At 39.3% G+C, this 12,831-nt stretch carries 11 protein-coding genes, 9 tRNA genes and 1 rRNA gene; 5 read left to right on the forward strand and 16 right to left on the reverse strand.

All coding sequences use genetic code 11. The annotated features are described in order from the left end of the window. Positions 1-78 precede the first annotated feature (78 nt). The gene (locus K331_RS31150; protein WP_028591962.1) at positions 79-513 is read right to left on the reverse strand and encodes an HTH domain-containing protein; all 435 of its coding nucleotides are present in this window, start codon (positions 511-513) and stop codon (positions 79-81) included. Between the two features lie 297 nt (positions 514-810). Here K331_RS31150 and K331_RS30200 point away from each other — a divergent pair, with 297 nt between their 5' ends. Beyond that, entirely contained in the window at positions 811-1,776 is a 966-nt protein-coding gene (locus tag K331_RS30200; protein WP_051289978.1) for a DUF3991 and TOPRIM domain-containing protein, read from the forward strand. Positions 1,777-1,802: 26 nt separating this feature from the next. Here the strand turns inward: K331_RS30200 and K331_RS0122120 are convergent, their stop codons facing one another. The 5 genes from K331_RS0122120 to K331_RS32010 are packed head-to-tail and all read right to left on the reverse strand — an operon-like array spanning position 1,803 to position 7,060. Next, on the reverse strand, positions 1,803-2,408 hold the full coding sequence (locus K331_RS0122120) for an HNH endonuclease (protein ID WP_028591963.1): 606 nt from the start codon (positions 2,406-2,408) through the stop codon (positions 1,803-1,805). 4 nt (positions 2,409-2,412) lie between these two features. After that, entirely contained in the window at positions 2,413-3,081 is a 669-nt protein-coding gene (locus K331_RS0122125; RefSeq protein ID WP_028591964.1) for a hypothetical protein, read from the reverse strand. Positions 3,082-3,095: 14 nt separating this feature from the next. Continuing rightward, the gene (locus K331_RS0122130; RefSeq protein ID WP_028591965.1) at positions 3,096-5,384 is read right to left on the reverse strand and encodes an ATP-binding protein; all 2,289 of its coding nucleotides are present in this window, start codon (positions 5,382-5,384) and stop codon (positions 3,096-3,098) included. Positions 5,385-5,393: 9 nt separating this feature from the next. Then, positions 5,394-6,836 carry an Eco57I restriction-modification methylase domain-containing protein gene (locus tag K331_RS0122135; RefSeq protein WP_028591966.1) on the reverse strand — a complete coding sequence of 481 codons (1,443 nt, stop codon included), beginning with the start codon at positions 6,834-6,836 and terminating at the stop codon, positions 5,394-5,396. 50 nt (positions 6,837-6,886) lie between these two features. Further along, entirely contained in the window at positions 6,887-7,060 is a 174-nt protein-coding gene (locus tag K331_RS32010) for a type II toxin-antitoxin system Phd/YefM family antitoxin (RefSeq protein ID WP_156897700.1), read from the reverse strand. Between the two features lie 394 nt (positions 7,061-7,454). Here K331_RS32010 and K331_RS0122145 point away from each other — a divergent pair, with 394 nt between their 5' ends. Then, positions 7,455-7,937, forward strand: a complete 483-nt coding sequence (locus tag K331_RS0122145) for a hypothetical protein (RefSeq protein ID WP_036635574.1) — start codon at positions 7,455-7,457, stop codon at positions 7,935-7,937. Between the two features lie 353 nt (positions 7,938-8,290). Continuing rightward, positions 8,291-9,151 carry a site-specific integrase gene (locus tag K331_RS30210; RefSeq protein WP_226383672.1) on the forward strand — a complete coding sequence of 287 codons (861 nt, stop codon included), beginning with the start codon at positions 8,291-8,293 and terminating at the stop codon, positions 9,149-9,151. 44 nt (positions 9,152-9,195) lie between these two features. Here K331_RS30210 and K331_RS0122160 read toward each other — a convergent pair. The 7 genes from K331_RS0122160 to K331_RS0122190 form a co-directional block, all read right to left on the reverse strand. Then, positions 9,196-9,277, reverse strand: a tRNA-Leu gene (locus K331_RS0122160). 11 nt (positions 9,278-9,288) lie between these two features. Then, positions 9,289-9,365 (reverse strand) — tRNA-Arg (locus tag K331_RS0122165). 3 nt (positions 9,366-9,368) lie between these two features. Further along, positions 9,369-9,443: transfer RNA gene (locus tag K331_RS0122170), tRNA-Gly, on the reverse strand. A 40-nt stretch (positions 9,444-9,483) separates the two neighbouring features. Then, a tRNA-Asp gene (locus K331_RS0122175) sits at positions 9,484-9,560 on the reverse strand. A gap of 30 nt (positions 9,561-9,590) precedes the next feature. Continuing rightward, positions 9,591-9,664 (reverse strand) — tRNA-Met (locus tag K331_RS0122180). Positions 9,665-9,675: 11 nt separating this feature from the next. Continuing rightward, positions 9,676-9,751, reverse strand: a tRNA-Val gene (locus K331_RS0122185). Positions 9,752-9,877: 126 nt separating this feature from the next. Then, positions 9,878-9,949 (reverse strand) — tRNA-Glu (locus K331_RS0122190). Between the two features lie 334 nt (positions 9,950-10,283). Here K331_RS0122190 and K331_RS0122195 point away from each other — a divergent pair. Both K331_RS0122195 and K331_RS30215 read left to right on the forward strand, forming a co-directional pair. Continuing rightward, positions 10,284-11,042 (forward strand): DeoR/GlpR family DNA-binding transcription regulator, encoded by a 759-nt coding sequence (locus K331_RS0122195; RefSeq protein ID WP_028591969.1) that lies wholly within the window; start codon positions 10,284-10,286, stop codon positions 11,040-11,042. An 18-nt stretch (positions 11,043-11,060) separates the two neighbouring features. Then, positions 11,061-11,951: a Cof-type HAD-IIB family hydrolase gene (locus tag K331_RS30215; RefSeq protein WP_036635576.1), complete on the forward strand. Its 891-nt coding sequence runs from the start codon at positions 11,061-11,063 to the stop codon at positions 11,949-11,951. A gap of 330 nt (positions 11,952-12,281) precedes the next feature. On the opposite strand, the gene K331_RS0122205 is transcribed toward K331_RS30215, so the two are convergent. The 3 genes from K331_RS0122205 to rrf form a co-directional block, all read right to left on the reverse strand. Continuing rightward, positions 12,282-12,370: transfer RNA gene (locus K331_RS0122205), tRNA-Ser, on the reverse strand. Between the two features lie 3 nt (positions 12,371-12,373). Then, positions 12,374-12,449, reverse strand: a tRNA-Asn gene (locus tag K331_RS0122210). Between the two features lie 93 nt (positions 12,450-12,542). Further along, positions 12,543-12,659 (reverse strand): 5S ribosomal RNA (gene rrf, locus K331_RS0122215). Positions 12,660-12,831: the final 172 nt, after the last annotated feature.

Below are 12,831 nucleotides of genomic sequence, written 5' to 3' on the forward strand. Positions count from 1 at the left end.
GCACGTCTGCTCTTTGCCAGTTCGGACGCACTTAAATAAGCGATAGTGGAGTTTCATTCCTCTATCGCTTATTTGTAGTTAGGGTTTAGATATGTAATGAAGAAATAAAGTGGTGGTCGCTAATTTATATCGTTTTTCAAATGATATAGAATCTGGATTTTCGAGAAAATGGTAAATATCTTGTGTTTCTAATTTGGAAAAAAGAGCTAGTGAATCCACAGAAAAATTCAAATTATGAATTAGATGCTCTATTACTCCTTGAACTCTTTCATTAGACTGTACGCTTTCAAAACCTACAGATAGCAAGACTATAAATTGCTGGAATTCTAAAATCACAACTTGGGAATACTTCGTTTCATCTACAGTACCATTCAACAAATCTAAAATCATATCCTCACTACTATTAGACATCTTGCTTAAAGCTTGCGTCGAGAGTTTATACGTAGTCATTACCCTTTCTAGGAACTTATTAAATGACTCACCATCTGAATTACTTGAATGTATCGATATCAATACTATCCCCTCCTAAATCCAACGATTGAATCACTCTCTCAGTTGATTATATCATTAAATTTGGAATTTATGAAAACAAATGGACTTCACTCTTCTATGCTCTTGGGGAGGAACTCTTCCTACTGTAGTTTCAGATGTCGTGGCAGAAATTAAGAGCATTGACCGTAGATATTCTAGCTAATGGCAATGGAATAGATATGGGTTCACGTCTGAAGCCATCCAATCCGCCCTTTCCAATTTCCTATCTATATTATACGATTTTCCACCTTCCTAAACAACGAATGGAGGGATGCGTCCATGACACAACACAGCTTGTTTACCAAAGAGCAAATTAGATCAGCCAATCAGGTGAATTTGATAGAATTTGCAAAATCACAGGGTTATCTACTTGAGAACGGCGGTCGCCGCGCTTATCATGCCAAGCAAAGTGGCGGTCTTTACTTTTTTAAAGACAGCAATCGCTACTTTCACTTTTCCAGTAATACACATGGCGGAACGATTGATTTTGCCATGCATTTTTGCAGGATGACATTTAAAGAAGCTGTCGCTTATCTGCTGGAATTGGAGCTCCCTCAAAAAGCTGTTGCTCCCTCTACAAAAGAACGAGGACAACTCATCCTTCCCGATAAAGCACCAGACTTCAGACGAGTTGCGTGGTATTTAACTCAAGTACGTGGAATAGCACCTCAGATTGTCTCATTACTTATGCATGAAAAGAAGTTGTATCAGCAAGACAAGACGGGCAACTGCGTGTTCGTTGGATATGACCAAGAAGGAACTGCACGGTATTGCTCCATGCGCGGCACCGCTCCAAATAAGCCTTTCAAGCAGGATAGAGAGTATTCAGACAAAAGTTATCCGTTTCATCTAACCGGGAATTCTGACAGCACGCGGGTATATGTATGTGAAAGCCCCATTGATGCTATGAGTCGGGCTACGATTGCGAAACTACGTGGTCAGGACTGGAAAGCCGCTCACTACATTTCGCTCGGATGCCTATCCGATCAGGCACTTGAGCGGTTTCTTCAATACAATCCAATGAAAGAAATTGTGTTCTGTTTGGATAACGATGCAAATGCTACTTATAGCAACGGCAGCCCCGCTCCCAATTGGGGGCAAGAGGCTGCCTTGAAATTCACTGAGAAATATCATAGTTTAGGTTATACTACGACTATAGAAATTCCTATAAATAAAGACTTAAATGAAGATTTATTAGAATACTATCAAAATGGATCAGTGCAAGCAGATGTTTACGAAATATAAATTAATACCTCGCATTCATAATTAATTCAACATTCCTCATCTATTAAAAAGAGATCGTAATAATCGCAAAGAACCTCAGAGAGTACACTCCGAACTTGCCTCAATTTAGTAACGTCTTCTCCCCTAGTAATTTTTTCATCTATTTTCGACTTCAAAGCAACTCTTCGCATACGAAGTTGATCTATATTATATATAATTGAATGCCTTTTTAAGTAAAGCTTCAGTTCGAAATACATGTACTGACCTAATGGGGTTAATGAAATTATATTGCCTGAATCGTCCCTAGCGAGGTGTTTATAGTATTCATCTGTACATGGATCAACAAATCCTTTTTCTGCAACAACACACTCTTGCGCAGTACTCCCCACCCATTTATTTGATTTTGAAATATTACAGTAAGGGCAACTGTATAGTAAATTATCATATGTATGTTGAAGCTCTCTAAACTTTTCTTTAGGCGCAAAATGCTCAACATGGTAAGCGTTATAGCCCCCACTATAACTGTCTAAATCGTCACAATACGCGCATCTATTGTCAAAATCAGGAGCAAGATACTGTTTATTAGAAGAGTTTGTGATCCACTTCTCCCCAGTATGACTCCTTACTGGTTTTTTTATTTTGATTGATCTCAAGAGGTTACTCCCTTTCTAAAATCTCATCAATTCTATTAAGTAATTCAGAAATTTTGTTTGAAGACAAATCCTTTTTCACTCCCTCTGGAAGAGCGCTTCCACCGTCAATGGATTTTTCCAACTTAGAGTCAAGTTCCAAGATCCTAGAATCGATATCTTCAGATGTCCCGGCCTTAGGGAGTAGTCGTTTTAATTCCTCTTCCCATTGTTCTTTTTGTTTTGCTGTTTTTAAAATCTGTTCAATTATTTTAAAATGCAGTTCTACACGTTCTGGATCTTCATTCAAGTATCTATCAAAATCAAACACCTGGTAGGCATTATAAATTTCATTTGTAAACAAGTCATCATCATATGATGTTAATACAAAGATAGGAAAATCATAAATTGCTCCGTCAAGAGTTTTTGCTAGTTCTACCCCACTATAGTCAACACTTTTATAAGAAGATAACTTATAGTCAACAAGAAGACAGTCTAAACGCGCATTAATGATTTTATCAACCATTACATTCAAATCTTCAATTATATCAATTTCAATCGGTTCAAACTTATATTGCGAGTATTTTTGCCGTTTTTCAGGCGGAGCTCCCTCAATCCCTTGTATTAATCTTGTCATTATCTGAGTTACTTTCCCAGAATCGTCATCAACAATTCCTATTCTAAAGACTATCGTCATAATTTTTCACCCAATCATAAAGGAAATTTAATATCTAAACCAAAACCATTGTTTATTTCGGTTATGATGTATTGTGCATTATATTCTCTGGCTGTTGAAGCAACAATATACATCCCCAGCCCAGTTCCTATTTGCTCACCATCTTTATCATATTTGCTTGTAGCTCCAAACTTAAAGATATCGTAAGGATTTTTAAATTTTTCTCCTAAGCCACAGCCGTTATCATTATAGTGAATTGTAAAATCCTTATCAGTTTCCAGCGATATTGCAATTTTGCGTACTGATACTTTAGTTCTTTCAAATGCTTCTATAGAATTAATTATCAAATTGTAAATAATGCTTTCAAAATCTGCAACAAAAATTCTTTTATGGACTTGTTTCTCGTCGAAATTAAAATCAACTGTTATTTGTTTTTGCGCCAGTATCGGTTCCATCACATCTATAATATCTTGAATAGTTTGATAAAGATCTCTTTTTAATCTTTTTCTCTTATCTTTTTTGATTTGATTTGTTATTACAGTAATCCAAGATTTGAGAAATGTATCGTCCTTACCAAGATCATTTAAATGACGGGAAATCATTCCTTCAATGTTGCTTTGAATAACATATTGCAATGTTTCAACCCGGTTTACTAATCTTGCATTAATGCCCTTCAAATCATGTACAATTGATGTTGTAATTAAACCATTGGTAGCTAAAGATCTTAATAACTTTATCTCGCTAATTAATTCTTCCCGCTCCTCCTCCAGATACTGGACTGTCTTAGCGAGTTTTTTTACTTCCTCTGGATTAGGTGGGGAAGCAGATTCTCCATTTTCATCATTTTTCTCATGTAGAACCTTACTGGCTATTTCTTTACCTTCTTGCTTGGTTGTATCTCTCTCACTGATAATGTCAGAGTACTGTTTCATTCCTCTACCAATATAAGCTCTATCTTGTTCAAAAACAGTAATAATGTTCTTAATTACATTTCTGAATACTGAAAAGTGGTCGTTCTCAATAATTCCTTCTCGACTTGACTTATCAAGAATACATGAATTTGTTACTCTTGAAATTAAAACAGTTCCTTGCCCCTGCTTATTACGCACATGCCAATTCCCACTTTTATGGGAAATACCTGCGGGGTTGTTTGCTATTCTTGCATCCAATCCTAACCAGTCATATGCTTCAGTATTGGGATCGCCGTATGGTCTAACCAAAAAATGATCTCGATAGATTTTTATACCGCCATGGTTTTTTAACCATAGTGCTCTTTTTTTACTAATTTCCTTATAAAAAAACGTATCTTTAGAATCCTCCTGCAGTGATAATTTCATGAAAATGTAGTTAAATTTAAATTGACCAATTTCTTTTACAAATTCAATATGTTCAACTTGCTCCGTATTCATTAGTTCAGGGATAGTAAATTCAAACTTAAATATCTTCGCTTTAAAGTCTTCGTACCTGTAAGGATAATCTTGAAAATGTTCCAATTCGAAAACTTCTGAGGGTATTTTGTTTAGATCAAACTCGTTTCTATCTAATTCAACGATAAATTTTTCTCCATCAAATTCGGCAGAAATTTTGTAGTCATACTCTTCTGAAATCTCATTCTCAATAACTACATAATCGTCTTCAAGAGATTTCTTTATGCAAATTACGTAATCCTTTTGTTCCGCCGGGGGGATTAGAAATCCCATTGAATTAGTAATATTATTGATTGCTTTTGTTGTCCAACGATCTCTTAAACCACTTATCTTAAGTAATGTACCAGTTTTAATTGAGATTGTTTCATCTAATATGTCCTTCTTATCTACATCCTGTATGTCACTTAGAATTTCCCTAGGGATAACACTTTCTAAATCCGCACTCAAATAACCTAAGTTAGCATTAATTTGATCTAAGGTTTTACCTGTTTGTTCAAAGTTTTTCCAATCAGTTTCCCAATAAATAAGGCTTTGACTTGCCTCATTCTTGGTGTACATCTCACATTTACTTCCTAATCTGTCCAGTGCAAAGCGTCCAATTCCTTTTTCACCTGACTTGATTCGATTACGCTTAGATTGATACTCACTTCTTTTATTATCTGTCCCTATCAGCATCCAATAATCTTCTATGGTCTCTCGAGTCATGCCAGTACCATTATCCAAAATGTAGATACAGTCATTTTTAATATCAAAACAGACAAAACACATAAGTGCATCTGCATCATACGTATTTTTCACAAGTTCAATAACTGCCCCATCAACTTTAGAAACACTTTCTCTCCCTAATAAAATTGTGGCTCTAGACGAAATCTTATAATTTAACTTTTCAAGATTCATCTTCTTACATCACACCTCCTCAATATTAAATAAGTAATTATTAATATCTTTTGCAGTAATCCTAAATGACGACCCGCTCGCATTTATTCCAATACTATTAGCGTATTCAAAGAACTCGTTACTTTCTAATACTCTTTTTGCAAAATCCAACCCCAAATCAGTTTTCTTTGTAATGTAGATGCCTGAGTATGGAATATCTTGCTTAGAAATATCGTATAGCTTCACTTGCTTCGTTACTACTGTTGAGACTAATAGTTTTTCTTGATTTAGGTGTGCCAATGCCTGTGTTCTTCCATACTCAAACCACTTTACGTTCTTATCAGAAGCTCGATTTTGTAATTTATCAAAAAAAGATTTCAAATATCTAGTTCCAAAAGGAAATTTCTTCTCAAATTCTTCTTGAGTATACCTAACTAAAGAACCCTGATTGTATAAATAGGGGAAAATTATAAACTCTTTCTTATTATAGCTTAAAGATCTAGGGCTAACAGCAGTTTTCAACAAATTTTCCTCTATTATGAAATCCTTTGTTTGAATATATTTTTGCCCGTTTTCTTCAAACGATCTTATCTCCTTGAAATTTTTTAAAACAAATGCTTCATTTAATAGCGTTGCAATAGTAATTGATGCATTGAAATAGTCCCCGAATCTTGCTACCTTTCCTTGTATACTTTTTTTCTTATCAACAAATTCCCACTTATTAATTAGGTTAGCCTTGTTGATTTTATAGGAAACTCTCTTGTCCAAATTAATGTATTCAATTTGTTCTACGACGTTCCCCTTATCACATACGATTATTGCGGATGAAGTGAGCACATCGAATAGTTTTATTGTTTGGTAATCATATACTTGGTTTAAAAATGGGAGAAGATACACTCTTAAATTGTGTGCAAATACATTTTTAAAAATACTACTTGGGATTAAATACGAAATCTTTCCATTCTCATTAAGTAGTTTTAAGCTTGCTTCAATAAAAGCGTAGCAGTAGTCAAACTTTCCTTCTTTACACACCTCATAACTCTCTCTTACAAAACATCTGGTTTCCTCATCTAAATCCTTATAAGTAATATATGGCGGGTTTCCTACAACATAATCAAATTTAAAATCAAACTCTTCCTTTAAAATATCAACATTCAAAATACTCCAATTGACTCCATCAAGACCATACTTTTCTGCAATTATATTCAAATTATTTATACAGTTTCTATAATGCCCCTCGTCTAACTCAGCTCCAAATATATCATTCTGTAGTCCTAATTTTATTTTATCCAGAGATAATCCTTGCTCTAAACAATCAGTTATGTACCTTTCGACAATAACCGTCAGAATGTTACCATCGCCACAAGCGTTTTCAATAATCCTTTTTCCGAACAGGTCTTTTTCATAGCCTACTACTTCTAGCAACTTCTTAACTGCTTCTACTGGAGTAAACACCTGGCACTTTTTATTCATTAGCTCATTCCTCATTTTTACTTAAATATATTATTAGAGTATCTTTAAATTTATTCCATTTCCTTCTCGTATTCTTTAAATTTCTCAAAAGTCATTAATACAAACTTGGGCTTACTGTTCTTCATAATCGTGAGCAAGCCAAGTTCGTCCGTTAATCGAGCAGCTTCGGAAAAATTTTGGTTTACTTTGGAAATAGCTATTATTTTTTCTAAATCAATCTTCATGTATTCAAACCTCCACAGTGGTGACTTGGAAAAAAACGCCTGTAATTATACACCAATTCAATATAAGTAGTATATCGTTCAATTAGCTAAAATCCAAGCTATTTCACTCCAGCTACACGTTTATTTATATATCCTTATAACGTAACAGAAACTCTGCCACGGGAGGAATGTTGATGTGAGTCACACATCTTTTTCTCATTTGATAAGCATTCTGCTCTTCTACTCTCCAAGAGGCCCGCCCTTTGGACTCTTGGGAGTGGTGTAAAGGCAGGAATAGCCAAATGTCATTTGGCGTAAGAAACCGCGTGGAAGCAGAGCTTCCACCGACATTTTTTGATGTTTCTCCCCGACAATCGAATTTCGTTTATAGATTGCCCAAAGTGAGGTGAAGCCCTTGGCCCAACCCGAAAAGACTGTACAAATTACCGTTAAGCTCCCCAAGAAACAATACGAAGCGCTCAAAAAATATGCGGCTTCCAAGCATCTCACCATGGCAGATGTGGTACGAGCCTTTGTCCAGAAAGGAATGTCCATCGAGTCCTACACACAGGAGATTGATTTCCTCACCACCATCATCCGTCAGGAGATCAATATCGCTATCGGTGGACTCAGCAATCGGCTGGCTGGACTTGCCAGCAAAGACCTTATCATGTCTGCCGCGGCGTACTATTCTACCATAGCCATCATTACGGATCTCATCGACACCAATCGCTATACGACTTTTCGCGAGATCGAAAAGAAGGCCCGGCAGCTTGCTGTGGAGTACACCAAGATGAAACTGACCGATGCCGAAAAGCTGTTTCTCTCCGGCGATGCCTTTGAGCAGAACATTGATCGATTGCGCGGAGGTGATGCTACTGTCGGTCCTGATTTATAAGCAGCGCTTTTTCCACCCCAACCACCACAAAACTCCGGTCAGCAATTACGTTCATATCGGCTACATTGCTACACGCCCCGGTGCAGTCCGACATGAGAACTTGCCGCATGGTCTTTTTGGAAAAATGAAGCCGGGGGCTTGCAAACCTTTCAATCCTGGCAAGAAGTCGCTCAAATCGCCCGAGATATCTCACGGGAAGGAAGAAACATGTATCGCAGTGTCATTTCCTTTCGAACAGAATCAGCAAGCAAACGGTCTACTTACAGGTAACGGATTCACGTTCAGCCTGAACCCTTAAGCCAAGTATTGAGCTTATCACCTATATTTCCTATTCAAATGCTGTTAAGGTCCGTATTGTCCCCTATTTCAGGGAGAAAGGTATTACGCTTCAAGGGTTAAAGCCGCAAGACATCCAAGCGTTCTACGGTTACGTCATTAATGAGTTAAAGCTCTCAGCTAACACGGCTATTCATTATCACGCCAATATTCGTTCGGCGCTTCAGCATGCCTTCATAACTGAACGAATAGATACCAACCCTGCTGATAAAGTTATTCGTCCTAAAAAGGAGCCTTATCTGGGTAAAGCCTACAGTGCAGAGCAGGTAAATCAGCTCTTAGAGAATGTAAGAGGTGGAAAATTAGAATTAGGTGTTATACTGGCTGCCTTTTATGGTTTGAGGCGAAGTGAAGTCGTGGGGCTAAAGTGGTCAGCGATTGATTTAATTCATCGAACGATTACAATCAAACATACGGTCACTACTGGCTCGCTAAACGGAAAGTATATCACTATTGAAAAAGACAGGACAAAGAACAAGCCTAGTCGCCGTACACTTCCACTCGTAGACACCTTCTATGACCTTCTAGTACGCTTAAAGCATCGACAGGATATAAACCAGCATCAGTTCAAAGAATCGTACTGCAGAGACTATTTGGACTATATCTACGTGGATGAATTAGGAGATCGAATAAAACCGAACTACATTAGTCAAAACTTTAATCTAACCTTGAAGAAGCTTAGGATGCCACATATTCGATTTCACGATCTACGTCATAGTTGCGCAAGCTTACTATTGTCAAAGGGTGTTAGTATGAAGGAAGTACAAGAATGGTTGGGACATAGTGATTACTCAACAACGGCCAATATTTATTCGCACCTGGAATATAGTACAAAAATCGCGTCTGCCGAGAAAATGAGTGAAGTTATACAAATATAAAAAAGCTCATCAGATTATTATCCAATGAGCGTTAGTTTTTATTATGGTACCGGCGAGAGGACTCGAACCTCCACGGTTTCCCACTCGATTTTGAGTCGAGCGCGTCTGCCATTCCGCCACGCCGGCATATAAAATTATGGCGTCCCCTGAGAGATTCGAACTCCCGACCTTTTGATTCGTAGTCAAACGCTCTATCCAGCTGAGCTAAGGGGACATATGGAGCGGACGATGGGAATCGAACCCACGACCCTCGCCTTGGCAAGGCGATGCTCTACCGCTGAGCCACGTCCGCAAAATACTTATTTAATTCTCGCAGTACTCTAAAATATAAATGGCGGAACTGACGGGATTCGAACCCGCGATCTCCTGCGTGACAGGCAGGCATGTTAGGCCTCTACACCACAGTTCCATGAGGCACTTTCAATCACTTGAAAGATAATTGCGGGGACAGGATTTGAACCTGTGACCTTCGGGTTATGAGCCCGACGAGCTACCGAACTGCTCCACCCCGCGATATTTGATTATGGTGGAGGCTGAGGGGATCGAACCCCCGACCCTCTGCTTGTAAGGCAGATGCTCTCCCAGCTGAGCTAAGCCTCCATGTTATGTATCACCCGTAGGGATGCGCCTCACCATGTGAGTCGACTGCGATGTAATCCTTCCAAAGCTTATCCTCCGACGAACTCTCAGGTACTCTCATCTTTCAACGGCTATGAAATAGCCTTATGACCCGTAGGGGATTCGAACCCCTGTTACCTCCGTGAAAGGGAGGTGTCTTAACCCCTTGACCAACGGGCCTCAATTAGTGAATATCTTGTAGCAACATTTATGAGTATATCAAACTGGAACGAAATATGCAACTTTTTTTCTAACCAATTGAATATTTATTTAGAATCTATAATTTATCATTCTTTTAACATACATCTTTATATCACAAGCAAACCTGCAGATTATAATGATGGGATTCCAATGACATATTAACTTCGTAGAGAATCTTGTTACACAGTGTTATGTATTGAAGTAAATCCTGAAAGTTGCATAATCACTTATGAAATTGCACAACTCATTACATTCACTTATAATTAACTAATAAGATGTAGCGATATTACACACGAATGCTGGGAGGTCTTCTGTGTTTCAAGAAGAACGTATGCAGCTCATTATGGAATACTTGCGAAAACACCAACGTATTTCAGCCGATGACATCGTAACGCTGTTTGATGTCTCCAGGGATACAGCAAGGCGAGATTTAATCAAGCTTGAAGAACAGGATGCCCTTGTTCGAACCCGTGGAGGAGCGATTCTTCCTTCTGCTCACGGAGAGTATAGAAGCTATAACGATCGCCTTCAGTACGTATCCGAAGAGAAAAGAGCTATTGGCAAGCTAGCTGCCGCACTCGTACGCAAGGGAGATCATATTATCCTCGATTCCTCTACGACAGTCCAAGCGTGTGCAGAGTACCTTCACCAGAAGGATTGTACTGTAATCACTAATTCCATTCACTCTGCAGATACTTTATCTAACCATTCTGCTGTAGATATTCATCTGCTCGGCGGCAGACTCCAAAAAGAGCAAAGATATTTATATGGCCCTTCTGTGTTTGAAGCTTTGGATCACTATTATGTGAACAAAGCCTTTATTGGGGTTGGAGGCGTGGCAAGACAAGGGCTATATTCAGGGGTAGAGGACGGCAAGATTAAGCACAAAATGATGCAGCAAGCTGAGCAAGTCATCGTTCTGGCTGATCACTCCAAGCTTAACCGTCGTTCGATGTATCGATTTGCCGACTGGTCACATGTACATTTGTTCATTACTGATCAACCTCTCTCCTATGAATGGAGAGAATTCCTGAAGAAGCAACAGGTTGAAATCCTGATTCCTGAATTATAAGCAGAGGAGCTGTTCACCATGAAATTATTCGCAACCGATTTAGATGGAACACTGTTAAATCTGTATAGCCGTATTGCCCCTGAGAGCGCTGCAGCTATACACCGGGCACAGCAGGAAGGACTTCACATTGCAATTGCAACGGGGAGAATTTATGCGGATGTAGTAGAGATCTCTAAGGACGGCGGGGTTAAAACACCCGTCATCGCCTCCAACGGTGCTACAATCCACGATATGGATGGCACATTGCTGTACCATCTTCCTGTTGAGCGAGATACGGCGCTATCTGTCATGCAGTGGCTCGATGAGCAAGGATATTATTATGAAGCCTCCACCGACCGCGGACTTTACGCTCCCCTCAATAGAAATGAAGAAATGCTCGCAGAAATGGACCGCCTCCTGGGTAATCAGCCAGGTGAGTATACGGAACATATGATCCGCAGCATTAAAAAGCACTATGAGAAGCCCCATTTCCATCGGGTTGGCTCTTATCTGGATATTCCAAAAGACGCATCCATCTACAATATCATGGCCTTCTCTCTGTATCCAGAAGAACTGAATCACGGGCGCGACTACTTTTCAGGTCGTAAAGATGTTGCTATGGTCGTTTCATCTGAGCACAATTTTGAAATGCAGCACCCAGATGTGTCTAAGGGTAATGCTCTAGCACGACTGACCGCATCCATGGGCATCTCCATGGATGACACAGCAGCCATTGGAGATAATTACAATGACGTATCCATGCTACAAATGGCAGGCCTTGGTATCGCTATGGGAAATGCAGCTCCTGATATTCAGGAAATTGCTCAAGCCGTAACGCTCAAGAACTTTGAGCATGGCGTAGCACATGCGATCCATTGCGTATTGGATGGAACACCGATCGGCCAGTCAAAGCTTCCATTAGGTGAATAGCCACTTTTAAATATTTCATCAATGATTATGTTCTAGTTGTACACCCAAAGCCAGGTATCTCGGCTTTGGGTGTTTTTAGTGAAGAATAGCAATTTCTTTGATATGCTGACAAAATTGATTATCTCAGATTAAATAAAAATATATCGCTGAAATACATTAGTAAAAAGCAAAAAATCCAGTTAGCTAGTAGCTAACTGGATTAGACTCTTAAAATCAACGGAGAGAGAGGGATACTCTCACTTTGCTCGAGACTGCGATGTAATGCTATCGATGCGAATGCTTCGACGAACCCCTTATGGGTTCTCATCCCAGCCATGATGTAAAAATCAACGGAGAGAGAGGGATTCGAACCCTCGAGACGCTTTTGGCGCCTACACGATTTCCAATCGTGCTCCTTCGGCCAACTCGGACACCTCTCCATATGGCTCCCCGAACAGGACTCGAACCTGTGACAACTCGATTAACAGTCGAGTGCTCTACCAACTGAGCTATCAGGGAATATTTGTAGTAACAGCTATACTGTATAAAAGCCCATTACAAAAATAGTACTGGACCTATTGCACACTATGCGCAAGGACCAGTAATAATTTTGCTTGGCGGCGTCCTACTCTCCCAGGACCCTTCGGTCCAAGTACCATCGGCGCTGGAGGGCTTAACGGTCGTGTTCGGGATGGGTACGTGTGGAACCCCTCCGCTATCGCCACCAAACGTGCATTTGATTCACAAATGCTTATGCCTGCTTTGGAGTACTGCACTTTTGTGCGTATTCCTTCACAGTATTTTTTTCAGGTTACTGCATCGCCAAATGCAGCCTGTACTTCACGTAAGATCACGTCTACTTGAAACGTTACCCACATGAATTACACCCTGAAAACTGGAA

Origin of the sequence: Paenibacillus massiliensis subsp. panacisoli DSM 21345, from assembly GCF_000426545.1 — a bacterium.
In the GTDB taxonomy this organism is placed as follows: Bacteria; Bacillota; Bacilli; order Paenibacillales; family Paenibacillaceae; genus Paenibacillus; species Paenibacillus panacisoli.